Consider the following 23,556-nt stretch of genomic DNA (forward strand, 5'->3'; position numbering starts at 1 on the left):
GTAAACGAGGAGCTTTAGGAAATCGCCGCGACTTGGCTAAGGTAGTTTCTTGCCGCTTGTAGGAATCCCGCTACGGGCGCACTCGATTCGCATCAACCCGAAGGCGCCAACAACGCATCCAGATCACTCTGGTCGAAGCTGAGCTTCTCGCGGCTGCCGCCACCTTCAAGCACCGCATGCGCCAGTTCCGCCTTGCGCGCCTTCAGTTCCTCGATGCGCTCTTCCACCGTATTGGCGGTGATCAGGCGGAAGACAAATACGGGTTTGTCCTGGCCGATGCGATGGGCGCGGTCGGAGGCCTGGGCTTCGGCGGCCGGGTTCCACCAGGGGTCGTAGTGGATCACCGTATCGGCGGCGGTGAGGTTCAAGCCTACGCCGCCGGCTTTGAGCGACAGCAGGAACAGCGGCACTTCGCCGGCCTGGAATCGCTGCACGGGTTCGGCACGGTCTCGCGTCTCGCCGGTGAGGGTGACATAGGCGATGCGGCGACGATCCAGTTCGTGGGCGATCAGCTTCAGCATCTCGGTGAACTGGCTGAACAGCAGCACGCGCCGGCCCTCGGCCAGCAGGTTCGGCAGCATGTCCATCAGCAGTTCGAACTTCGCCGATTCACGCACGCCTCGCGCGGCTTCCAGTTTCACCAGGCGAGGGTCGCAGCATACCTGGCGCAGCTTAAGCAGCGCGTCGAGCACCACGATGCCGCTGTGCGCGATGCCACGCTGCGCGATCACGTCGCGTAATTCTTCCGACAGGGAAAGACGCAGGCTTTCATAAAGGTCGCGCTGGCGGCCTTCGAACACCACGCGGCGGGTGATCTCGGTCTTGGCCGGGAGCTCCGAGGCCACCTGCGCCTTCGTGCGGCGCAGGATGAAGGGCGCGATGCGTCGGTTCAGCCGCTCCTGCACTTCAAGGTCGTGTTGTTTCTCGATCGGTCCGCGGTAGTGGCGGCGGAAGGCGCCCTCATCGCCGAGCAGGCCCGGCACGGCCAGGTCGATCTGCGACCACAGTTCGCCCAAGTGGTTTTCCAGCGGCGTACCGGTGAGGCACAGGCAGCGCGGCGCCTGCAGGGCCAGCAGTGCGCGGCGCGCCTGTGTGCGCGGGTTCTTCACCTGCTGGGCCTCGTCAAGGACGATCAATGCGAAAGGTTGCTTCTTGAGCGCAGCCACATCGCGCGGCAGCAGCGCATAACTGGTAAGGACGATGTCGAAGGTACCCAGCTGCGCGAAGCCTTCGGCGCGCTGCGGGCCGTGCAGCGCAAGCAAGCTTAAGGAAGGTGCAAAACGTGCGGTCTCGGCGATCCAGTTCGGGATCAGGCTGGTGGGCACCACGATCAGGGCCGGCGAGGTAAGTGAGCCGCTTTCCTTCAGGCTAAGCAAATGGGCTATCAGCTGCAGGGTTTTGCCCAGGCCCATGTCGTCGGCCAGGACGCCGCCGACTTCCGCTTCGGCCAATGCATTCAACCAGCGCAGGCCTTCGCGCTGATAGGGGCGAAGCTCCGCCAGCAAAGTTTCGGGCACGGCGTCGCTTGCTCGTTCACCGGCGTCGCGCAGGCGCTGGGTGAATCCGCGCAGGCGCTCAGGTGCTTCGAACGAGCCGCCGGCAGGCAGGGCCAACGCCAGTTCTTCCAGGCGACCGGCCTGCACCCTCGGCAGGTGCAACGACTGCTTCGGGCGTTCGAGGTATTCGGCCAGTGGCGCCAGCAGGCCGCGGAGATCCTTCAACTGCACCGGCACGCGTCGGCGGTCGTCGACGGGCGCATACCATACGGCGTCGTCTGCCTCGCTGGCACCAGGGCTCAGCGAAAACTGGTGTTCGGCCAGGGCCTGCGCCACCACCGGCAGCAGGTTCACCCGCTTGCCTTCCACCTCGATACCGATCTCCAGGTCGAAGGCGTGGTCGGCATCGTCTTCGGCGGCCTTGCCGTACCAGCGCACCGGGCCTTCGAGCACCTCGAACGGAAAGCTGGGTGCGTATTCAATGTGAAAGCCATCAGCTTCCAGCCGCGCGCGCAAGGCCAGCCATCGCGCCGGCGTATTCACTTCCAGGGCGCCAGCGTATCCCTTCCCGGGGAATAGCCAGGCGTCGTCGGGCAGGGTGTCGGCCATGTCCCAAGGCAAGCCCTCGGTGTCCACGGCCGGATTCAGACCCGCCGCTTCCAGGTGCTCCATGCTGGCCAGTTCCTCAGCGCGCCGGCGGATGATTTCCACCAGCGATCCGGAACGTACGCGACGCACCAGCGGCTCACCGCCGCGACCGGGCAGGCGCTCGCCGGCGTAATCGAAGGCCAGTCGCGCATAAGCCAGGGGCGGCGTACCGACGGCAAGGCGCGCATGGCGTGTAAGCGCATGCAGTACCACGACAGGCTGGGGTGGCAACGAGGCGCGGCGGACGCCGTCGAACACCTGCGGTGCCGGCACGCGCGATTCACGACCGGCTTCGGCCAGCGCATGACGCATCGACTGCGAATGTTCCGGGGCCAGCGGCGGAAGATCGAGCCACGCCGTTTCGTCCAGGCCGCCCTCCAGGATGCCCATCTGGGCATGCTCGGCATCGAGGTACCACAGGTGCTCGATGCGCAGCAGGCGCTGGCTGGTGGGAAGCACCGGCAGCAGCCGCTGGCGGCCGTCTTTCTCTAGTTGCCAGCGCCAGCCCAGTGGACGCGCCTTGCCGCGCGAAAGGTGCAGGCCGGCCGTACCACCGAAGAAACACGGTGCCGTGTCGAGCATCTCGGCGAGCAAGGCGTCGCCCAGATGGGCGGACAACCGCGCGTAGGTACGACCCTTGCGCACGGTTTGCCCGAGGCCCAGTACCGTGGCGGCAAGGCGGGTTTCAGCAACGGTGAGCGCCGCGGTGGGTAGGTGCTTGCCATCGAGCGGCATAGGACGCGCGTAACGCCCATGCTCCAATACGGTGAGCAATACGGGCGCAGCCTCAAGTCGGCCGGCCGCCTCGTTCTCGTCGTTGACCATTTCCAGGAAGAAGCCCAGCACCACATGTTCGGCTGGCGGTGCGGCGATCGGGTCGAGCATCCGTTTCCAGGCAACGGGCAGGGCTTCGCCATGCCCACTGGCGTGGGTCAGGCCCTGGCTTCGTTTGCCGCTGGGTTGTTGCATCGGCCGCCGGTCGCGATTCGCAAAAGAACCAGCTTAGCAGGGGCAGATGAAACTGCCGCCACGACCTTTGGGGCATGTCCCGGCCGGGTATCGGAACGATTCAGCGGGGCTGCGCAATGCTGGCTGGTTAGCCCTGCCCGAACAGGCCGTGCGGATACTCCGGCTTGCGTTCGCGGGCCATCAGGGCGCGCAGGCCCTCCACCGGGGTGACTTCGCCATGCAGGACAGCGCGTACGCCGCTGGCGATAGGAAGATCCAGCTGGTGGAACTCGGCCAGGCGGGCTACTTCATCGGCAGTGACCACGCTTTCAACCACCTGGCCGATCTGTCGGATGGCTTCATCGATGGGCACGCCCCTGCCGAGCGCCAGGCCCAGTCGACGGTTACGGGAAAGATCGCCGGTGCAGGTGAGCACCAGGTCGCCCAGCCCTGACAGGCCCATCAGGGTTTCCGCACGCGCACCCAGGGCCACGCCCAGGCGCAGCATCTCGTTCATGCCGCGGGTGATCAGGCCCGCGCGGGCGTTCAGGCCCAGCTCCATGCCATCGGCAACACCCGTGGCCACGGCAAGCACGTTCTTCATCGCACCGCCGAGCTCCGCGCCAAGCATGTCGTTACCGGTGTAGGCGCGGAGATTCGGCGCGTGCAGCAACGTAGCCATGCGCGTGGCAAAAGGCTCGTTGTCCGAATGTACGGTGACGGCGCTGGGCAAGCCCATCGCCACTTCCCGGGCAAATGAGGGACCTGTGATCACCGCAGCCGGCCGGCCGGGCCATTCGTCGTCGACCAGCTCATGCAGGAAGCGTCCGGTGCCCGGCTCGAAGCCCTTGGTGGCCCAGGCCACGGCCGTTTTCGGACCCAGCATGGGGCCGATCTCGGCCAGCATCGCGGCGAAGGCATGGCTGGGCACCACGATAAGCACGATGTCCGCGCCCTCGAGGGCGGCGGCCAGGTTGCTTTCATAGTGGAGTTCTTCCGGGAGCTCGACTTCAGGCAGGTAACGGGCGTTGCGCCGGCTGGCGGCCATGGCCGCCAGCGCTTCCGCGCCGCGGCCCCACAGCCGCGTGTCCGCACCGTTACGCGCCAGCAATGCCGCCAGCGCCGTGCCCCAGGAGCCGGCGCCGAGAACGGCGACCGTGGCAGGAGGGGACATGCCGGTTATCAGCTATTGAGGGTTTGTGTCTCGCCGCCGGACACGCGGCGCTGCTGCTCGGCGTACAGGGCGTCGAAATTGATCGGCTGCAGCAGGAACGGCGGGAAACCACCCTCCTGGACCATCGAAGAAACCATCTGGCGGGCATAGGGGAACAGCAGGTTCGGGCAGTAGCTGCCCAGGATGCCGTCGCGGTCGTTGTCGGCGAAGCCGGCCACGCCGAAGATGCCGGCCTGGTGTACTTCAGCCAGGTACGCGGTGCGCTCGCCCAGGCTGCAGGTGAGCGTGAGCGAAAGGACCACTTCGAAGATGTCCTCGCCAAGGTCGGTGGCCTTGTGGCCAAGGTTCAGCTGGACCTGCGGCTGGTCAACGCCCTCACCGATCTCCTGGAACACCTGCGGTGCGTTGGGCGCCTCGAAGGAGGCGTCCTTCACGTAGATCTTCTGCAGGACCAGCTGCGGGCCGGCCGCCTGGCCGTTGACGTTGATGTCGGACATGTGGATTCCCTCGAGAATGCGGTCTGAAGGCACCCCGCGGGCGCCAAAGAGGCTAATTGTTTCATACATCCTTGGCGTCCGCACCCGCGACTTGCGCCGTCCCGTAGGCTTCTGCGACAATGCGCGGCTTACCTGTGCCACCCCGATTCGTCGGGGAAGCCCGCCACACGCCGCGGGCCCCATGGCAAACCCAGGGGTTCCACCTCCAGCCAAGGCGCGTAACGGTCCCGATCGGACTGTGGCTGGGCCGATGCCGTCCTGGCCAAGGGGCGGTCTAACCAAATTACGGAGGTCATCATGGCCCGTAGATGCCAAGTCACCGGAAAGGGTGTGCAGACCGGCAACAACGTCTCGCACGCAAACAATAGGACCCGTCGCCGCTGGTTGCCCAACCTGCACGAGCGCCGCTTCTGGGTCGAAAGCGAGAAGCGTTGGATCAAGCTTCGCGTCAGCAACCACGCCCTGCGCACGATCGACAAGAATGGCATCGAAGCCGTGATCGCCGACATGCGTACCCGCGGCGAAAAAATCTAAGGAGAAATGAGACATGGCTGGCAAGCGTGACAAAATTCGCCTGATTTCAACCGCGGGCACCGGTCACTTCTACACGACCGACAAGAACAAGAAGAACACCCCGGAAAAGATGGAAATGCTCAAGTACGACCCGGTCGTACGCAAGCATGTGGCCTACAAGGAAGGCAAGATCAAGTAACACCAGAACCCGCCGCAAGGCGGGTTTTTTTTACCTGGGTTTAGCTTGGCAGGTAGGCGGAAATCCGCCGCATGCGTTAAGCGTCAGGGAATGGGGTAAGTTCCCCCTGTAATTCCTGTCAGGAAGAATCCGCCATGGTCCGTCCCGCCCTTGCCCTGCCCTTGCGCGTCGTCGCGGCCGTCGCCGTGCTGTGCGCCAGCCCCATGACCATGGCCTTCCAGTCCGGCAAGCCGGCAATCAACGCACCCGGCGATGCAGCTCCCGCTCCGGCCAGCACCTCGCCGGACTTGAGCCAGCAGGCCCTGGACAGCACCGGTGGCAAGAAGATCAACTATTGCATCGATGGCCTGGAGCGCATCCTGCCCGCCGATTACTACGGTTGCCGCGCGCTTTATCACCTGCAGCGAGAACACTGGTCCAGCTTTACCGAGTCGCTTCGTGACGCCGCTTATTGGGCCAACAAGAACGCCCAATACCTGCTCGGCATCACTTACTTCAACGGCGACACCGGCGATATCCGCGCAAATCGGCCGTTAGGCCTGGCCTGGCTGGCCCTGGCGGCCGAACGCAAGAATCCGGACTACGTCACGGCCTATGCGGAAGCTGTCGCCCGCAGTACACAGGCGGAAAAGATGCAGGCCTCCAGGCTGTATCTGAAACTGAAAAAGGACTACAGCGACAAGGTGGCCGGCACCCGTGCCGTCCGCCGCTTCAACCATGAGATCCAGCCGATGCAGGATGCCGCCCAAAGCGGCGGCTTCGTTTATATCAGTGGCTTCGGGCCGTTCCCGGAGCAGGCAACGTCCGTGGTCAAGCGCCTGCACGACCAGGCCGAGAAAGACTTTGACGGACTGATGGGCACAGTCACCGTGGGCGCCATCGATCCTGACGCACATAGCGCACAGATCCGTCCGGAAGCATCGAAGTAGCGATGGACGGGCACGATATCTACACCCAGCGCAACCAGGTGCCCTCACTGGCCACCTACCAATACCTGCGCATTTCCGCCGGCCTGAGCGCCAAGCACACCGACGCTGCTACCCGTGGCCTGGCCAACACACTGTTCGCCACGATGGTGTTCGCCGACGACGAACCGGTAGGCATGGGCCGCGTGATCGGCGATGGTGGCTGCTTCTTCCAGGTGGTGGATGTCGCTGTACTGCCTGCGCACCAGGGGCGAGGACTGGGCAAGCGGATCATGGCCGCCATTACCCAGTACCTGCAGGACCACGTGCCATCCAGCGGTTACGTCAGCCTGATCGCCGACGGCCAGGCCCATCGGCTTTACGTCCAGTTCGGCTTCCAGCTCACCGCACCAGCTTCGGTGGGGATGTACCTCGACCGATAGCTTCCGAGCTACATGGCGATACCCGCAAACAGTTTGTTCATGGCCCCGTATTCAGCCGCTGGCGCATCCGCCACCTGTGCAATATCGCCCGCCAGGAAACTCGTGGTGAGCTTGCTGACATGGCCCCAGCCTGCCTGCGCTATGGCCGACCCCGCGCTTAGGCGCCGCACGCCCAGGCGCTGCAGGACGGGCAGATCCGGTAAGTTCGGCACCAGCATGATATTGAGCGGCAGCCCGTCGATGGAGGAAACGATATCGCCGATCTGGCCGGCATCGGATGCGCCCGGCGTAAACAGCCCGTCGCCACCTGCCGCGCGATACAACGCGGCGCGGCGCACTACTTCGGCGACCGCATCACCCGCTCCGGCGAGCCCACGAAGATAGACATCGGTACGCACATTGAGGAAGAGGTCGGCACCCGCGCTCGCCAATGCCGCCCGAATGGCCGTGAGCTTGCGGCAAAGGAGCTCCGGCGCATCGTTACCGTCCTCGATATTCACCCCGTTGACCCCGGCATCCACCAGCCGCAGCGCCAACTCCGCCACGGCATCCGGATCGTCGGAATACCCCGCCTCCATATCCACGGTCAACGGCACCGACACCACCCGCCGGATATCCCGCGCCGCGCCGATGATCTGCTCGGGCGGCAGCGCCACCGCATCGGCATATCCCCGCGACCAGCAAAGCCCGGCGCTGGTGGTTGCCACCACCTTGGCGCCCAGGCTCTCAACCAGCCTGGCGCTACCGGCATCCCAGGCGTTGGGAAGCAGCAGGATGGAAGGACCTTCATGCAACTTGCGCAGTGCTGCGGTGGTCATGGAGAAGTCTCCCAGGAAAGAGGCCTCTACCTTGCCTGTACCGCCACCGCGAAACAATGATGTCGCAGGTCATGCCGCCTTGAGGGGCAGTACCTCGCTCGCGATGCGCTCGCCGAATTCGACGCCGGCTTTGCGCAGGTCGTACGACGTTTGCAGGTTCATCCACAACTCGGCACTGGTCGAGAAAAAACGTCCAAGCCGCATGGCGGTATCGGCCGACACGGCACGCCTTTCGTTGACGATCTCGTGGATCCGCGTGGCAGGTACACGCAAAGCCTGCGCAAGCGCGTTCGACGACAGGTGCAATGGCATGAGGTAGTCCTCACGCAGGACTTCACCGGGATGTATGGGACGCATGCCTGAGAGAAGCACAGCTCACTCCTTGTCAGTGGTAGTCGATAATCTCGACGTCATAGGCATCACCGTCCAACCAACGGAAGCAGATTCGGTATTTGCCATTGATTCGAATGCTGTAATGACCTGCCCGATCGCCCACGAGCGCTTCGAGCATGTTTCCAGGCGGTGATCGCAGATCGTCCAGGCATCCTGCGGCATCGACGAAGGCCATTTTGCGTTCGACAACCCTGCGTATGACAACGAGTTGCCTGGGACATCGGCCTGCTGCAACTTCAAGCGCAAGCTTGCCCCTGGTCGATTTGATCACCTGCAATCCCTGCGTGACGCTCGCACCGCATCCGCGGCAAATGAATAGTATTACGTGATACGTATTACGTCAAGCGGACAGACCAAGGAGTTGTTTCCGAACTCGAGCGATAAAAAAAGGCCGCGCAATGCGCGGCCTTTTTCGCTTTCTTTTTTCCAAGGTTGCTTAAGCAGCGCCAGCCGCCGAGTAGCCCTTCAAACGCTGGGCGAACTCCTGCAGGGAGCGGATGCCGCTTTGCTCGGCCTCATGGATCCAGGCCTGGAGATTCTTCAGGGCGTTTTCGGCACCGCGCTCTTCCATGACGTTGTTCAAACGGGTGCGGAAATCACACACGGTAGCCAGCGTGGGGCGGCGGGCCATGACGGCCTGCATGCGCTCGCGGCCTTCGGTGTCCAGCCATTTGCCGCCGTCGGCCATGGCGCGACGCAGGCGGCGCGGCACGGACTTGACGGTGTCGCCGGCATGGCCGACTTCGTCACGCAGGGTGGCAAGGATCACATTGCGGTAGTAGTCCGTCATCGCGTGGAAGCGATGGGTAAGCAGGCCCTTGAGCGTTTCGGAGTCCGGCAGGCTTACGTTGGGACGCAGGTTCAGGGTGGGAGCCACGCGCAACACCTTGGCCATGCCGACGGCACGGAAGGCGCAGATCGCAGCCCAGCCGATATCGAACTCCCACTTGCGCAGGGCGAACTTCGCCGAGCTCGGGAAAGCGTGGTGGTTGTTGTGCAGTTCCTCACCGCCGATCCAGAAGCCCCACGGCGAGATATTCGTGGCCGTGTCGGAGCTTTCGAAGTTGCGGTAACCCCACCAGTGGCCGATACCATTGACGAAGCCGGCGGCCCAGAACGGGATCCAGATCATCTGGACGGCCCACATGGCGACACCGATGGCACCGAACAGGGCCAGGTCAATGAAGAGCATGAGGGTGGGACCCCAATAGGGGTGGCCGCCGTAGAACTTGCGCTCGAGCCAGTCGTCCGGCGTGCCCTTGCCGTACTTGGCCATGTCTTCCTTGTTCTCGCTGGCGTCGCGATAAAGCGACACGCCATCCCAGAAGACCTTCTTGATGCCGTAGATCTGCGGGGAATGCGGATCTTCCTCTGTTTCGACCTTGGCGTGGTGCTTGCGGTGGATGGCCACCCACTCCTTGACCACCATGCCCGTGGTAAGCCAGCCCCAGAAACGGAAGAAATGCACCAGCACCGGGTGGAAGTCCACGCCGCGGTGCGTTGCGCTGCGATGGTAGAACAGCGTGACGGTGAAGATCGTCAGCTGCGTGACCACCAGCAGGTAGACAAGCTTGGCGACCCAACCCGCCTGGGTCAGTCCGTTGGAGAGAAAGTCGAGCAACGACTGGAACATGGATGAAAACCACGCGAAGTCAGGTGAGGAAAGAGTGTAGTGGACGATGAACCATACCCACCAGCACGGTTAGACCGACGGGCGCACATTTAGTGCCGCCGGTTGTACGAATACAAAGGCGACGTGACAATCAGCCCATGACCGATCCCAACGTGCGCCCATTCTCCGCTAGTTCCAAGGCATGCAGGTTATATGCCGACCCCGCCAAACTGAACAACGCCGCATGACCGCCACCCGGGTATTACTGCGGATGGCGGGCGTGGCGCGGCGCCGGGCGGGCCGGGTGGCCGTGGACGACCTGAACCTGTCGCTGGCGCGGGGCGAGGTACTGGGCCTGCTCGGGGTCAATGGCGCCGGGAAATCCACCACGCTGGCGATGGTGGCGGGTGCCTTGCGCCCGGATGCCGGCATCATCGAACTGGACGGTCAGGACTTCGTCGACCGACCTGAGATCGGCCGACGGCTGGTGGGTTGGTTGCCTGAAACTGCCCCGCTGTGGCCGGAACTGACGGTAAGGGAACACCTGCAGGCGTCCGCCAGCTTGCGCGGATTGCGCGGCACGGCGCCGGTCGAGGCCGTGATCGACCGGCTGAATCTGGGCCCGATGGCCCGGCGGGTGGCAGGGGTGTTGTCCCAGGGCCAGCGCCAGCGCCTGGGCCTGGCCTGCGCGCTACTGCACGATCCGGCCCTGCTGGTGCTGGACGAACCGGCCAATGCGCTCGATCCGGTCCAGACCGCTGAACTTCGAAACATCATCGCCGAGCGCGCCGCAGCAGGTTCCGCGGTGATCCTGTCCACCCATGTGCTGGCGGAGGTCACCGCCGTGTGTACGCGCGCGGCCATCCTGCACGAGGGCCGCCTGCGCCATGACGGACCGCTAGCCAGCGATGCCGACCGCCAGGCGCTGGACAAGACCTTCTTCACCATCGCCACCCGCGCGGAGGCCGCATGAGCGTCGCCGCGGTTGCCGGACTGGAGTTGCGCCGCCTGCGCGTGCGCCCGCTGGCCTGGTTGCTGGCCGCCCTTACGCTGGGCTGGCTGGCCTGGCGATATCTGTTCCTGCTCGATACCTTCATGAAGATGCAGGTGAAGCTGGCGGCGATGGCCGACGGCCCGGGCTTCACCGATCTTGTCGCCGTGCCGTTGCTGGCGGAACTGCTGCAACTATCGTTCGTGGTGGTGCCGCTGATGACGATGACGCTCATTGCCAGCGACCGCCGCCAGGGCACCCTTCCCCTGCTGCTGTCCACCGGGCAACCACCCTCGCACGTGGTGCTGGGCAAGTACCTGGCCGCACTGTGCTGGCTCGCGCTTTGGCTGTTGCTGGCACTGGCGATGCCGCTGGCATTGGCGGGGTCGGTCCACCTGGACTTCGGCAAGCTGGCCGCCGCCACCCTGGGCTGCGCCCTGATGATGGCGGCCCTCGCCGCCATCGGCATCGCCTGCTCGGCCTTCACCGCTCAGGCCGCCCTGGCGGCGGTAGCGGCTCTGATCATCGCGCTGGCACTGTGGACAGTGAACGCCGGCGCGCGCGCGGCCGGCGTTGAGGGCGGATTCCTCGACTGGCTGGCGATGAGTACGCACCTTCAGATCATGGCGCGCGGCGTCGTGGGGACGAACGACATCGCCTGGTTCCTGATTGTTATCGTAGTGTCGCTGGCCTTGGCCAGCAGGCGCCTGGCCGATGAGCGGGGTCGCCGCTGATGCGCCGCCTGGAAAGCTGGGTCTTTGCGCTGGCCTTGCTGTTGGCCGCCGCCTGTGTCGGTTTCTTTACCTCGCGGTATGCCGTGCGAGCCGACTGGAGCGCCGGTGGCCGCGCCTCCATCGCGGCGGAAAGCCAGGCCGTGCTCGACCGCCTGCCCGGGCCGGTGGAGGTGGTGAGCTACGCCAGCCCCTCCGGTGAGCTGCGCGCAAACATCGGCGCTTTCATGGAGCGCTACCAGCGCGCCAAGCGTGACCTCACCCTTCGCTTCGTCGATCCGGAAAAAGATCCCGCCGCCATGCGCGAGCTGGGCATCAGCAACGACGGCGCCATGATCATCCACTACAAGAACCGCGTGCAGCGCCTGGATGATTCGCTCACCGAACGCTCCATGAGCAACGCCCTGGAGCGACTGGCGCGCGGCGGCGAGCGTATCGTCGGCTTCGTCACCGGCGATGGCGAGCGGCTGCCTGGCGGCAAGGCCAATGCCGATCTGGGCACCTTCATGACCCAGTTCGAGGCCCGCGGTCTGCGCTCGGTGCCGCTGAACTTCGGCCAGGTCCAGGCGGTGCCCGAGCATACGGACCTCGTGGTGCTTGCCAGCCCTTCGGCGCCGTTGTCGCCAGCCGCGGTACAGGCGCTGGTGAACTACATCGGCAACGGTGGCAACCTGCTCTGGCTCGCTGAACCCGGCGACCAGGACCTGGGCCTGAAACCGCTGGCTGATGCGCTGGGCGTGCGCCTGCTGCCCGGCGTGCTGGTAGATGGCCAGGGCGCCAGCCTGAATCTCACCGACCCGCGGCAGATCGTGCAGGTGAGTTACCCGCCGCACGCAATCACGCATGGTTTCACCCTCACCACCCTTTTCCCGCAAGCGGCGGGCCTGGCCAAGGTCTCCGGCACCGACTGGACGGTCGCGGCGTTCCTGCGTACCGGCGAGCAGAGCTGGACGGCCTTCCATGGCATCGCCAATGACCAGCCCTCCACCATCCGCTACGACGCGGCGGCGGGCGAGCTTCGTGGCCCGCTGGATTTTGGTTTTGCCCAGACCCGCCTGTCGCCCAGCCCCGAGAAGAACGAGCAGCGCGTGGTAGTGGTGGGTGACGGTGATTTCCTTGCCAACACCTTCGTCGGCAACGGCGGCAACCGGGCCCTGGGCGAACGCATCTTCGACTGGCTGCTGGGCGACGACGCACTGGTGGCGCTGCCACCGCGCGGCGCTCCGGATCGCGTGCTGGAACTCTCGCAGGCACGCCTGGATGTCCTGACGCTGGTCTTCCTGGTGGGGTTGCCCGTGCTTCTTGCCGCCATGGGTGGATTCATCGCGTGGCGGCGCCGGCGCCGGTGAAGCGACAGACGCTCCGGCGCCTGACCATGGTGACCGTGGTCGCGTTCCTGGCCCTGGCCATGTGGCTGCAGGTGCATCACGACAATACCCGTGCGCAACAGCAGATGCTCTCGTCGCTGGACGAAGCCACCTTCACGCATGTCGAGCTGTCCTTCCGCGGCGGACCGCGCAAGTCATGGACCCGGCACGAGGGCACCTGGACACTGGATGGATCACCCGGCACCGCCGTTGACCAAGGGCGCCTGGAAGACCTGGTCAACCTCGCCGCCGCGCCGGTGGCCAGTTGGCGGCCGGTCAACGATTTCGACGTGGCCAAGCTCGGCCTGGCACCACCCGTAGCCACGCTACGGCTGGGCGACATCACCATCGAATTCGGCGAGCCGGCGGCCATCGGCCAGCTCCGCTATGCCCGGGTGGGCGAGCGCATCGCCCTGATACCCCTGCAGGCCCTGCCCCGGCCGGACAAGACCACGCATTAGCACCACAACATTCTGATGACGGGCACGGGGTAATCATGGATGGCCTTGCCATCCACCGCACTGCGCCTATATCGAAGCGGTCCCCTCTTTCTTCGCGGAGCTTAAATCCCATGAGCAAGCAAGCCATCGGCGTGGTCGGACTGGCCGTGATGGGCCGCAACCTGGCGCTGAACATCGAAAGCCGGGGGCACGCCGTTTCGGTATTCAATCGCAGCCGCGAACGCACCGATGACATGCTGAAGTCCTTTCCCGGCAAAAAGCTGGTGGGCACTTATTCACCGGAGGAATTCGTCCAGTCGCTGGAGAAGCCGCGCCGCATCCTGCTGATGGTGAAGGCGGGCGAAGCCACCGACTCGACCATCGCGGAACTGCTACCCCTGCTGGACAAGGGCGACGTGCTGATCGACGGCGGCAATACCTTCTTCAAGGACACCATTCGCCGCAACGAGGAACTGGCCAGGCACGGCATCCACTTCATCGGCACGGGCGTGTCCGGCGGCGAAGAGGGCGCGCTGCATGGTCCGTCCATCATGCCGGGCGGCCAGAAGGAAGCGTACGACCTGGTGGCGCCGATCCTTATCGAAATCGCAGCGCGAGCGCCCGATGGCGAGCCCTGCGTGTCGTACATGGGACCCGACGGAGCCGGCCACTACGTCAAGATGGTGCACAACGGCATCGAGTACGGCGACATGCAGCTGATCGCCGAAAGTTACGCGGTGCTCAAGAACGTGCTGGGCCTTTCCAACGAAGAACTGGCCAGGGTCTATACCGAGTGGAACAAGGGCGAGCTCGACAGCTACCTGATCGAAATCACCTCGCGCATCTTCGCCAGGAAGGATGAGAAGACGGGGAAAGATCTCGTCGACGTGATCCTCGACCGCGCTGCGCAGAAGGGAACCGGCAAGTGGACAAGCCAGAGTGCGCTGGATCTAGGCGTGCCGCTGCAGCTGATCACCGAAGCGGTATTTGCACGCGTGCTGTCATCGATGAAGGATGAGCGCGTCGCCGCCAGCAAAAAGCTGGCCGGCCCCGGGGCCGTCAAACCCGGCGATCGCGATGCATTGATCGAATCGGTACGCAAGGCGCTGTACTTCAGCAAGATCGTGTCCTACGCACAGGGCTTCGCCCAGTTGCGCGCGGCGTCAGCGGAGTACAAGTGGAACCTGAAGTATGGCGAGATTGCCAAGGTATTCCGCGCCGGCTGTATCATCCGCGCACGCTTCCTGCAGAAGATTACCGACGCGTACGCCCAGGACAGCGATCTGACCAACCTGCTGATGGCGCCGTATTTCGCCGACATCGCAGAGAAATACCAGGATGCCCTGCGCGAAGTGGTGGTGGCAGCCGTGCAGGCCGGCGTGCCGGTTCCGTGTTTCTCCTCCGCCATCGCCTACTTCGACGGTTACCGAAGCCAGACGCTGCCGGCGAACCTGATCCAGGCCCAACGCGACCTCTTCGGCGCGCATACCTTCGAGCGCACCGATGACAAGGGTAGCTTCCATGCCGACTGGAGCTGAGCCGCTTCGTGCCTGAACTTCCGGAAGTCGAAACCACGCGGCGCGGGATAGCTCCGCACGTCGTGGGCAGCAAAGTGGATCGTGTCGTGCTGCGACGCGCGGATCTGCGCTGGCCCATTCCCACTGCCGTGGCGGCACTGCTTCCCGGCCAACGTATCGATGCGGTGGAACGGCGGGCGAAGTACCTGCTGATCCAGAGCCAGGCCGGCACTGCCATCATTCACCTGGGCATGACCGGCGTACTTCGCGTATTGCCCGATGACACCCCGCCGGGCAAGCACGACCATGTCGACATCGTGCTCGACTCGGGCGACATGCTGCGCTTCACCGATCCGCGCCGTTTTGGCAGCCTGCTATGGCAGGGGCCGTTCGAGACGCACGAATTGCTGAAGAACCTCGGCCCCGAACCCCTCACCGACGACTTCGACGGCGACACGCTCTGGAATGCCTCGCGGAGCCGCAGCGCGGCGGTGAAGACCTTGCTGATGGACAATGCCGTGGTGGTGGGCGTGGGTAATATCTACGCCAGCGAAGCGCTGTTCGCGGCGAAGATCGACCCCCGGCGCAAGGCCGGGACGATTTCCCGCGCGCGGTACGCAAGGCTTGCCACGGAAGTCAAACGCATCCTGGCCCATGCGATCGAACGCGGCGGCACCACCCTGCGCGATTTCCTCGCACCCGATGGCGCACCGGGTTACTTCTTCCAGGAGCTCTTCGTGTACGGACGCGAAGGCGAGCCATGCAAGGTGTGCGGCATGACCATCCGCAACGTTACGCTGGGGCAGCGCTCGACGTTCTACTGCCCGCGCTGCCAGTCTTGAGGCATCAGCTTCGAGCGTCGGGCCAGATCAGTTCGGCGTGGGTATTGTTGAAGGCGGGGTCGTCGTGTGAGCCTCCGACGTAGACGGTAACGTCTTCGCCCACGCCTTCGATGTCCATGCCCTGGCCATCGACGAAGTGAGCACCGAGGGCCTGCATCTCCACCATGCGCTCGGCCAGCATGCCAGCGCGGCCGGCGTCGTCCGCGGGGACGTTTCGAAGGCTGATGTCAGGTCGTGCGAACTTGCGCATGCCGCGGGTGTGGATCCATTGGCGGCCGGGGTTGTGTTCGTCGTCGCTACACAGGATCAACACGTGGTTGCGCGGCGGCGCGCCGCCCTCCACCAGGTAGTGGTTACGCCACTGCGGAGCCTCGTACAGCGACAACAGCTGCGGATCCACCACCACCGCGCCGCCGGCATCGAGCAGCGCGGCGACCACGCCGAGTGTATCGCGCAGGTAATCCAGGCTTGCCGAATCATCCACTTCGCCACGTACCGCCAGCACATGCGGCGCCTGGCGCGCGCGTTCGAAGCCCGACGGGTTGTCTTCCTTGAGGATCTCGCCCAGCGCGCCGGAGAGCGGATAGCCTTCCCAGCGCGATAGCACGGCGTTCTGGTAGCGCTGCAGCTCGACGCCACCAGGCAGGCCCGCGCTATCGTACTTGCGCGCGGGAATGACGATTTCCTCGTCGAAGCTGCCGAAAATGAAGAACAGCAGCATCGACTTTCCGCCGGCTTGCTGGAAATAGGGCCGCGGCCAGGTGTTGAGCGGGGTGTCGGTCACTAGTGTTTCCTATGCATTGTTGCCTAGCGGCAGCACCGATTGCTGCAACTCGATGCGGCCGTCGCCGGCGGTGATCTTCTTGAATTCGGCGCGGCTGACCGAGACATAGCGGTCGTTGCCACCGATCTCAACCTGTGGGCCCTGGGTCACGGCCTGGCCCTGTTCATCCACACGCACCACCATGGTGGCCTTGCGACCGGTGTGGCAGATGGTCTTGATTTCGTCGAGGTTATCCGCCCAGGCAAGAAGGTATTTGCTGCCTTCGAACAACTCCCCGCGGAAATCGGTGCGCAACCCGTAGGCGAGCACGGGAATACCCAGGCGATCGACCACATCGGAGAGTTGCCACACCTGGGCACGACTGAGGAACTGGGCTTCATCGACCAGGACGCAATGCAGTGCACCGTGCCCGGTGATGTCCGCCTGGGTGGTGGCCAGCAAATCCTCCGTGGAGGAGAAACGACGTCCCGCGGCCTTCAGGCCGATACGCGAAGCCACCACGCCCTCGCCGTAACGGTTGTCCAGCGAGGGGGTGAGGATGAGCGTGCGCATCCCGCGTTCATGGTAGTTATGGGCGCTCTGCAGCAAGGTGGTGGTCTTGCCGGCATTCATCGCCGAATAGTAGAAATAGAGCTTCGCCATCGCGCCATATTACCGTTTTGCGACGCGCTGTCGGCATTCTTCCCGCCTGGGGGGAAAGGTCAGTCAGCGGCGGCTTGGGAAAGGCGTAACCTGCGCTCGGCCCACCAACGGCGCAGGTCCAGCATCACGCCCACGCCATAGAGAAGCTTGAACATCTGCAGGCGCAACCAGACCGGCCGCGAATCGTAGATGTCGCCGGCAAGCATGGAGATCACCCCCTGCTCCAGTCGAAAGGCATTCCGGGGGTGGCTGAAAAGGTTGGCCATCACCGGACCGTTGAACCGATAGATGAAAAACGCGAATCGGCGTATGCCCATGCGCACGCGCCGTTGCATGCGCCGTTGCGCGGCGGCCTCGGCCGCGGGGTCGCGCAGGGCGCGGTCAATCACGTCCACGGCCTGCTCGGCTCCATGCATGGCCAGGTAAACACCGGACGAAAATACCGGGTCGAGGAATGCGAAGGCATCGCCGATGAGGATCCAGCCCGGACCCGCCATCTCGGTGGCGTCATAGGCGTAATTGCCCGTCACGCGCACTTCGTTGTCGATCAGGGTGGCGCCGGACAGGCGCTGCGCCAGCTGGGCGTTGTCATTGAGGGTGGCCATGAAGAAATCCACATTCTGGCCACGACGCGTTTTCAGATAGGCCGGCCGGCATACCGCACCGACGCTCATCACCCCCCCTGGCAGGGGAATCATCCAGATCCAGCCGTGCTCGAAGCGGTAAATGCTGATGTTTCCGGCATCTTCCCCAGGTCGGAACTGCGCACCTGAAAAATGACCGAAGATCGCCGCGCTCTGGTGCTCGCGGTTACGTCGGCGAAGCTTCTTTTTCGTCGCGATGAATCCATCGCGACCACTGGCATCCACCACGTATTTCGCACGGACGGTGTACGTGCTGCCATCATCCGCCCGCGCGGCCAGGACGCTGTCCCTCGGGCCGGACTGCTCCACGGAAAGCACCTCCACGCCGTCGCGGGCGTCAGTGCCGCACTCCCGGGCGTGTTCGAAGAGCATCTGGTCGAGATCCTGGCGGTACACCTGGTAAGCGTGTGGCGGACTGGACCCCAGGGCGCGGTCAAAAGAGAACGTGCTGTAACCGGCAGGCGTATCGGATTCAAAATCCGCGCCGCGCTTGTGCACGCCGATGGCGCGCACCTTGTCCAGCACACCAAGCCGCTCGAACAGCGGCAGGTTCATCGGCAGCAGCGACTCGCCGATATGAAAGCGGGGATGGCGCGCTTTCTCAAGGACCACCACGCGATATCCCCGCCTTGCCAGCAGGGCCGCCGCAGTGCTGCCACCCGGCCCGCCGCCGATCACGGCGACATCGCACTGAACTTCGTTCCCCACCTGTGCAACCGTCATCTTCCGCTCCCCTGTCTGCTTCCGAAGGCATGGCTTGCGTCTGCTACCATGGCCCCTCGCTCCAACCGCCTGCCGTGAAACCTTCCGTCCATGCTTAATCCGCAACAACACGCGGCGGTCGAATATTGCGACGGCCCCCTGCTGGTCCTGGCCGGTGCCGGCTCGGGCAAGACGCGCGTCATCACCGAGAAGATCGCCCATCTGATCGGCCGCCGCAAGCTTGCGCCGGAAAAGATTGCAGCGATCACATTTACCAACAAGGCCGCGCGCGAAATGCGCGAACGCGTCTCGAAGATCATCCCGGCCGAGGCTGCGGCGGCGGTCACCGTTTGCACATTCCACGCCCTTGGCCTGAAATTCCTGCAGATCGAACATGAACGTGCCGGTCTGCGGCGCGGCTTCTCGGTGCTGGACGCCGACGACACCGACGCCATCATCAAGGAGCTCTCGCCCAAGGGCGTCAAGCCCGAGGTGCTCAACGGCCTGCGGAACCTGGTGAGCCGGGCCAAGAACTCGGCTCTCACCCCCGACGAAGCCATGGCCGCGGCGCGAAGCCCGCGCGAGATTGAAGCCGCCACCATCTACGACCTCTACCAGCAGCGCCTGGCTGCCTTCAACGCGGTGGATTTCGATGACCTGATCCGACTGCCCTTGCGCATCCTGGAAGCCGACGACGACTGCCGCCTTGCCTGGCGCGAGCGCCTGCGCTACCTGCTGGTGGACGAATACCAGGACACCAACGACGCCCAGTACCGCCTGCTCAAGGCGCTCTCCGGCGACAAGGCGCGCTTCACCTGCGTGGGCGACGACGACCAGAGCATCTACGCCTGGCGCGGCGCCAACCCTGAGAACATCGACCAGCTTGGCCGCGATTTCCCACAGTTGCAGGTGATCAAGCTCGAGCAGAACTACCGCTGCGCCAAGCGCATCCTGCGAGCTGCCAACAAGCTGATCGCAAACAATCCGCACGTGCACGAAAAGCGCTTGTGGAGCGACCACCTGGAAGGGCCGCCCATCCGTGTGCTCGAATGCAAGGAAAGCGAGCACGAAGCAGAGAAGATCGCCGCCATCGCCTCGCACCTTTACGAAAAATACAAGGAAAAAGGCTGCCGCTGGAGTGACTTCGCCATCCTCTATCGCGGGAATTTCCAGGCCCGCCCGCTGGAGAAAGCCCTGCGCCTGGCACGCGTGCCCTACCACCTGTCCGGCGCCTTGAGCTTCCTGGACCGCGCGGAGGTCAAGGACGTGCTGTGTTACCTGCGGCTGCTTGCCAACCCAACCGACGACGCGGCCTTCCTGCGTGTGGTGAACGTACCCAAACGCGAGATCGGCGCCACTACGCTTGAGAAACTCGGCCAGGTAGCCGCCTCCCGCGGCGCCTCGATGCTCGACGCCGCACGCAGCGACAGCGTGCTGAAGACCCTTTCACCGCGACCGGCCTCGCAGCTGGCCTCGTTCACCCGCCTGATGGATGAACTGCGCAGTGCCGCGATCCACCACAGCGCCGCGGAACTGGTGGAGATGCTGTTGCAGAAGACCGGCTATGCCGCGCAGATCGCTTCCACCACACCCGACCAGATCACCCGCGATCGCAAGCTGGGCAACCTGCGCGAGCTCACCGAGTGGTTCGCCGCCATGCAGAAGAATGGCGGCGGCGCGGGCGATCTTGCCGCGCAGCTGGCCTTGCTCAGCCATGCCGACCGCGACGATCCCGGCAACGCGCTGCGCATGATGACCCTGCATTCGGCCAAGGGCCTGGAGTTCCAGTTTGTATTCATCGCCGGCTGCGAAGATGGCACCCTTCCCCACGAAGGCGCGCTCGACGAAGGCCGCATCGACGAAGAACGCCGCCTGATGTACGTGGGGATTACCCGCGCCAAGGAATTGCTCACCCTGAGCTATTCGGCCCGCACGAAGAAATACGGCGAGATCCTCTCCAACCAGCCCAGCCGTTTCCTGAAGGAACTACCCGAAGACGACCTTCACTGGGAAGGCAAGGATCCGGAGGCCGATGCCCAGGTCACCCGCGAGACGGCGCAATCGCACATGGCGAAGATCGCCGCGATGCTGGCGGCCAACAACCGCTAGATGAGCCGCTCCGCTTCCAGTTCCTGCTTCAGGTAGGCGTAGAAGATGGGCGCGGCGATCACGCCGGCCAGCCCGAAGGCCGCCTCGAAGAACAGCATCGCGATCAAAAGCTCCCAGGCCCGGGCGCGGATCTGCGTGCCGACGATGCGCGCGTTCAGGAAATACTCCAGCTTGTGCACCACGATCAGGAAACCCAGCGCTGCCATGCCCACGTACAGCGACACCGACAACCCGGCGATGGTCACGGCGGTATTGGAGATGAGGTTGCCGATCACCGGCAGCAGGCCCACCACGAAAGTGAACAGCACCAGGGTCTTGGCCAGCGGCACATGGATGCCCATCAGCGGCAGCACGCCCAGCAGGAAGATGCCGGTGAGCACGGTGTTGACCAGTGAAATCTTGATCTGCGCGAACACGATGTCGTGGAACGCCTTGGCCAGGCGCGAGCAGCGCAGGCCCAGGGCCGCTGCCAGCGGGCCCACCTGGTGCGGCGGCCGCGTGCGCGACAGCGCGACGATCCCGCCCAATACCAGGCCGATCAGGATGTGCACGGTGACACGCGCAGCCTCCTTACCAGCCAGCTGAAGGCTGACCGCATGTGTCCTGGCAAATCCGGTAAGGGCCAGACGCAGTTCTTCCACGCTGTCCGGAAGGTGGTCGACGACGACCATGGGTAGTTGTTCGCGCGCCTTGTCCACCAATGGCATCAGCTGGGTCTGCCAGAGCACCTCGGGGTTGCCCAGTTCGCTACGCAGGAAGCTGACGGCGCCGAAGATGCCCAGGATCAACAAGCCCACCACGACCACCGCCAGGATCGCCACCACCAGGGCGCGTGCGCGCGTTCCCGCCAGACGGTTACCCAGCAGCGGCGCGGTGGAGAACACCACTTCATAAACCAGCAGGCCCGCCAGCAGCGCCGGCAGCAGCCGGACTTCCATCACCAGGAAAAGCGCCACGGCAGCCAGGGTGTAGCTGGCGATGCGGATGGGCAGGGTCGAGCGCGAGAGGTTGTCCATTCGGGTCCGTGCGGTGGGGCCAGTTCGTGACTTTATACGATGGCCGGGTGTCGCGGCCGTGGCGCGGGGCCGGGCCGGGCGTCACCCAGCTGTCGTAAACTTTCCCGATTATCACCCGCCCTTTCAGCAGGATGCCCAAAGCATGTCATTGATTCGACCGCTGGTGCTTGGCTGTGCGCTGGCGCTTTCCGCCTGCGCCACCGTCGACCACCAGCCCAAGGCCACTTCCGCACCCGCAACCGCCCCGGATGCCCAACCCACCGTGGCCGCCGCCCCCGCCGACGACAACCTCAATGCCGCCTTGTGGAGCCAGCGCGCGGTCGAGCATGATTTGATCTACGAAGAAGTCTTCCGCGACGCGCAGGAGAAACTCACCCACGCCCTGAAAGACCCCTCCTGGGACGCATTGCCCAAGGATGACCGCACCACGCCCTTGAGCAGGAAACTCAAGCCTGCCGTGGTACTGGACATCGACGAGACCGTGCTGGACAACTCCCCCTACCAGGTGCGTGTCATCCGCGGGGGCGGCGAATTCAATGAAGCGGACTGGGCCGCCTGGTGCAAGGAGGCGGTGGCCCGCGCCATGCCCGGCGCGGTGGCCTTCACCCAATGGGCGGCCAGCCACGGCATTGCCGTGATCTACGTATCCAACCGCGCCAAGGACCTGGACGAACCGACCCTGCGCAACCTGCGCCAGGCGGGCCTGCCGGTATCGGGTCCCGAAGCGTTCCTGGGCCTGGGCACCTTTGTCCCCGGTTGTGAGCAGGTAGGCACCGAGAAAGGATGCCGCCGACAGTTGATCGCCGGCAAATACCGGGTGCTGATGCAGTTTGGCGACCAGGTAGGCGACTTCGTCACCGTGATTGCCAACACCCCTGAAGGCCGCGAGAAAGCTATCGCGCCTTATCGTGCGTGGATCGGCGAGCGCTGGTTCGTGTTCCCCAACCCTACCTATGGATCGTGGGAGCCGGCCGTGTTCAACAATGACTACACCCTGCCCCGCGGGGAGCGTCGGAAGGAAAAAATCGACGCTTTAAGGGATAAGTAAATAAATTCAATTAGTTAGACATGAAATCTTACCTATTGCCTTAATTTTAACGCGCAATTAAGATGGCCGCGCCGAAACCGTAAGCCGCCAAAGCGAAGCGGGCAAGGCCATTTCCCTTTCCGGCCTGGAGCCGGCAAGCCCCGCAGGCCCGACCCGCGGGGTTTTCTTTTTTTATGCTGCGCACCATGCATCGCTTGTTCCTTGCCCTTGCCGCGTGCCTGCTCGTTGCCTGTCACCAGGAAGACGCGCCTGCGCCCGTGGCGGTGACGCCGCCCGAGGCAGCACTGAAGGCCTCGGTGGACCTCCTGGGCAGGGGTGATTTCGCCGGCTTCTGGCAACACGCCCTGCCACCTGCCGATTTCGCCAATCTCAAGGCCGACTGGCAGCGACGCCCCGGCCTGCTCGACGAACCCGACCGGCAGCGCCTGGATACATCCCTGGCCGAGCTCGGCCGTGATGGTGCCGACAAGCGGCTGTGGACTGAAATATCCCCCTTCGTGCTCCACTTCGAACGCGACTACCGGGAGCAGATGCCGTTGACCATCGGCATTTTCCAATCCATTGCCATGACCGGCATCGGCAGCGCCACTTCGCTCACCACGGCGCAAAAGGCGCTGGCCCGCGAGGCCGTGCTGGCGTTGGGCCCGTGGGCCCAGGCCGCACCCTGGGGTGACGTGGCCGCCGCGCACAAGGCGATCGACATCGCGGTGGCGGCCGGCAAGGACCTGCAATTTACAGCCGATGGCAAACCTGCGGACTTCGAGACATCCATGCGCAACCAGCAGCTGGCCTTCAATGCCGTGGTGGACATGGCCCACCTCTACCATCTCGACCTCGACGCCATGTTCGCCTCGGCGCATACCCAGGTGCTGGAAAATACCGAGGCCAGCGCCCGCGTCCGCGTGATGTATACGTTGGTGGACCGTCCGCTCTCGATCGACATCGCCATGGTGCGTGAAGACGGCCGCTGGTACGACCGCGACCTGCTCGAGTCGGTGCGTTCCAGCCACAATGACATCGTCCACGGCCTGGGCGTCGACATCCGCGCCGCGCCCTTAACAGGCGCACGCTAAACTA

General features: G+C 64.4%; 24 protein-coding genes. 13 read left to right on the forward strand and 11 right to left on the reverse strand.

Annotation, left to right across the window (positions count from 1 at the left end; genetic code table 11):
- Positions 1-92: 92 nt before the first annotated feature.
- The 3 genes from VGM61_RS15035 to secB form a co-directional block, all read right to left on the reverse strand.
- The gene (locus tag VGM61_RS15035; protein ID WP_331523662.1) at positions 93-3,113 is read right to left on the reverse strand and encodes a DEAD/DEAH box helicase; all 3,021 of its coding nucleotides are present in this window, start codon (positions 3,111-3,113) and stop codon (positions 93-95) included.
- A 127-nt stretch (positions 3,114-3,240) separates the two neighbouring features.
- A complete protein-coding gene (locus VGM61_RS15040) occupies positions 3,241-4,266 on the reverse strand; it encodes an NAD(P)H-dependent glycerol-3-phosphate dehydrogenase (RefSeq protein WP_331523663.1) in 1,026 nt (341 codons plus the stop codon).
- Positions 4,267-4,274: 8 nt separating this feature from the next.
- Positions 4,275-4,763, reverse strand: coding sequence for a protein-export chaperone SecB (secB, locus tag VGM61_RS15045; protein WP_331523664.1), 489 nt, complete (start codon positions 4,761-4,763; stop codon positions 4,275-4,277).
- A gap of 297 nt (positions 4,764-5,060) precedes the next feature.
- On the opposite strand from secB, the gene rpmB reads away from it, so the two are divergent.
- The 4 genes from rpmB (at position 5,061) to VGM61_RS15065 (ending at position 6,823) form a co-directional block, all read left to right on the forward strand.
- Positions 5,061-5,297, forward strand: coding sequence for a 50S ribosomal protein L28 (rpmB, locus tag VGM61_RS15050; RefSeq protein ID WP_331523665.1), 237 nt, complete (start codon positions 5,061-5,063; stop codon positions 5,295-5,297).
- A gap of 13 nt (positions 5,298-5,310) precedes the next feature.
- Complete coding sequence (gene rpmG / locus VGM61_RS15055; protein WP_331523666.1) at positions 5,311-5,475, forward strand: 50S ribosomal protein L33; 165 nt, start codon at positions 5,311-5,313, stop codon at positions 5,473-5,475.
- 134 nt (positions 5,476-5,609) lie between these two features.
- Positions 5,610-6,404 (forward strand): hypothetical protein, encoded by a 795-nt coding sequence (locus VGM61_RS15060; protein WP_331523668.1) that lies wholly within the window; start codon positions 5,610-5,612, stop codon positions 6,402-6,404.
- 2 nt (positions 6,405-6,406) lie between these two features.
- Positions 6,407-6,823 carry a GNAT family N-acetyltransferase gene (locus VGM61_RS15065; RefSeq protein ID WP_331523669.1) on the forward strand — a complete coding sequence of 139 codons (417 nt, stop codon included), beginning with the start codon at positions 6,407-6,409 and terminating at the stop codon, positions 6,821-6,823.
- A gap of 8 nt (positions 6,824-6,831) precedes the next feature.
- Here VGM61_RS15065 and VGM61_RS15070 read toward each other — a convergent pair whose 3' ends face one another.
- The 4 genes from VGM61_RS15070 to VGM61_RS15085 form a co-directional block, all read right to left on the reverse strand.
- Positions 6,832-7,641: an isocitrate lyase/phosphoenolpyruvate mutase family protein gene (locus tag VGM61_RS15070; RefSeq protein WP_331523670.1), complete on the reverse strand. Its 810-nt coding sequence runs from the start codon at positions 7,639-7,641 to the stop codon at positions 6,832-6,834.
- Positions 7,642-7,710: 69 nt separating this feature from the next.
- Complete coding sequence (locus VGM61_RS15075; protein WP_331523671.1) at positions 7,711-7,998, reverse strand: HigA family addiction module antitoxin; 288 nt, start codon at positions 7,996-7,998, stop codon at positions 7,711-7,713.
- A 28-nt stretch (positions 7,999-8,026) separates the two neighbouring features.
- A complete protein-coding gene (locus tag VGM61_RS15080) occupies positions 8,027-8,305 on the reverse strand; it encodes a type II toxin-antitoxin system RelE/ParE family toxin (protein WP_331523672.1) in 279 nt (92 codons plus the stop codon).
- Between the two features lie 165 nt (positions 8,306-8,470).
- Positions 8,471-9,667, reverse strand: a complete 1,197-nt coding sequence (locus VGM61_RS15085; protein WP_331523673.1) for a DesA family fatty acid desaturase — start codon at positions 9,665-9,667, stop codon at positions 8,471-8,473.
- A gap of 223 nt (positions 9,668-9,890) precedes the next feature.
- Between VGM61_RS15085 and VGM61_RS15090 the strand changes: the two genes are divergently transcribed.
- The 6 genes from VGM61_RS15090 (at position 9,891) to mutM (ending at position 15,534) form a co-directional block, all read left to right on the forward strand.
- Complete coding sequence (locus tag VGM61_RS15090; RefSeq protein WP_331523674.1) at positions 9,891-10,619, forward strand: ABC transporter ATP-binding protein; 729 nt, start codon at positions 9,891-9,893, stop codon at positions 10,617-10,619.
- On the forward strand, positions 10,616-11,371 hold the full coding sequence (locus VGM61_RS15095) for an ABC transporter permease subunit (RefSeq protein WP_331523675.1): 756 nt from the start codon (positions 10,616-10,618) through the stop codon (positions 11,369-11,371). The genes VGM61_RS15090 and VGM61_RS15095 overlap by 4 nt, the downstream gene beginning before the upstream one ends.
- The gene (locus VGM61_RS15100) at positions 11,371-12,717 is read left to right on the forward strand and encodes a GldG family protein (RefSeq protein WP_331523677.1); all 1,347 of its coding nucleotides are present in this window, start codon (positions 11,371-11,373) and stop codon (positions 12,715-12,717) included. Before VGM61_RS15095 ends, VGM61_RS15100 begins: the two co-directional genes overlap by 1 nt.
- On the forward strand, positions 12,696-13,196 hold the full coding sequence (locus tag VGM61_RS15105) for a hypothetical protein (protein WP_331523679.1): 501 nt from the start codon (positions 12,696-12,698) through the stop codon (positions 13,194-13,196). The genes VGM61_RS15100 and VGM61_RS15105 overlap by 22 nt, the downstream gene beginning before the upstream one ends.
- A 110-nt stretch (positions 13,197-13,306) precedes the next feature.
- Positions 13,307-14,713 (forward strand): NADP-dependent phosphogluconate dehydrogenase, encoded by a 1,407-nt coding sequence (gene gndA / locus VGM61_RS15110; RefSeq protein ID WP_331523680.1) that lies wholly within the window; start codon positions 13,307-13,309, stop codon positions 14,711-14,713.
- 8 nt (positions 14,714-14,721) lie between these two features.
- Positions 14,722-15,534 carry a bifunctional DNA-formamidopyrimidine glycosylase/DNA-(apurinic or apyrimidinic site) lyase gene (gene mutM / locus VGM61_RS15115; RefSeq protein ID WP_331523681.1) on the forward strand — a complete coding sequence of 271 codons (813 nt, stop codon included), beginning with the start codon at positions 14,722-14,724 and terminating at the stop codon, positions 15,532-15,534.
- Between the two features lie 4 nt (positions 15,535-15,538).
- Here mutM and VGM61_RS15120 read toward each other — a convergent pair whose 3' ends face one another.
- The 3 genes from VGM61_RS15120 to VGM61_RS15130 are packed head-to-tail and all read right to left on the reverse strand — an operon-like array spanning position 15,539 to position 18,327.
- Positions 15,539-16,318, reverse strand: coding sequence for a hypothetical protein (locus VGM61_RS15120; protein WP_331523682.1), 780 nt, complete (start codon positions 16,316-16,318; stop codon positions 15,539-15,541).
- A 9-nt stretch (positions 16,319-16,327) separates the two neighbouring features.
- Complete coding sequence (locus VGM61_RS15125) at positions 16,328-16,960, reverse strand: thymidine kinase (protein WP_331523683.1); 633 nt, start codon at positions 16,958-16,960, stop codon at positions 16,328-16,330.
- 59 nt (positions 16,961-17,019) lie between these two features.
- A complete protein-coding gene (locus VGM61_RS15130) occupies positions 17,020-18,327 on the reverse strand; it encodes an NAD(P)/FAD-dependent oxidoreductase (RefSeq protein ID WP_331523684.1) in 1,308 nt (435 codons plus the stop codon).
- A 90-nt stretch (positions 18,328-18,417) separates the two neighbouring features.
- On the opposite strand from VGM61_RS15130, the gene VGM61_RS15135 reads away from it, so the two are divergent.
- Complete coding sequence (locus VGM61_RS15135; protein ID WP_331523685.1) at positions 18,418-20,415, forward strand: UvrD-helicase domain-containing protein; 1,998 nt, start codon at positions 18,418-18,420, stop codon at positions 20,413-20,415.
- On the opposite strand, the gene VGM61_RS15140 is transcribed toward VGM61_RS15135, so the two are convergent.
- Positions 20,412-21,431 carry a hypothetical protein gene (locus tag VGM61_RS15140; RefSeq protein WP_331523686.1) on the reverse strand — a complete coding sequence of 340 codons (1,020 nt, stop codon included), beginning with the start codon at positions 21,429-21,431 and terminating at the stop codon, positions 20,412-20,414. The genes VGM61_RS15135 and VGM61_RS15140 overlap by 4 nt on opposite strands.
- Positions 21,432-21,573: 142 nt before the next feature.
- Here VGM61_RS15140 and VGM61_RS15145 point away from each other — a divergent pair, with 142 nt between their 5' ends.
- Together VGM61_RS15145 and VGM61_RS15150 are read left to right on the forward strand one after the other, a co-directional pair.
- Positions 21,574-22,479, forward strand: a complete 906-nt coding sequence (locus VGM61_RS15145; RefSeq protein ID WP_331523687.1) for a 5'-nucleotidase, lipoprotein e(P4) family — start codon at positions 21,574-21,576, stop codon at positions 22,477-22,479.
- Between the two features lie 173 nt (positions 22,480-22,652).
- Entirely contained in the window at positions 22,653-23,552 is a 900-nt protein-coding gene (locus VGM61_RS15150; protein ID WP_331523688.1) for a hypothetical protein, read from the forward strand.
- Positions 23,553-23,556 lie beyond the last annotated feature (4 nt).

The organism is Pinirhizobacter sp., assembly GCF_036499745.1.
Taxonomy (GTDB): domain Bacteria; phylum Pseudomonadota; class Gammaproteobacteria; order Xanthomonadales; family Rhodanobacteraceae; genus Pinirhizobacter.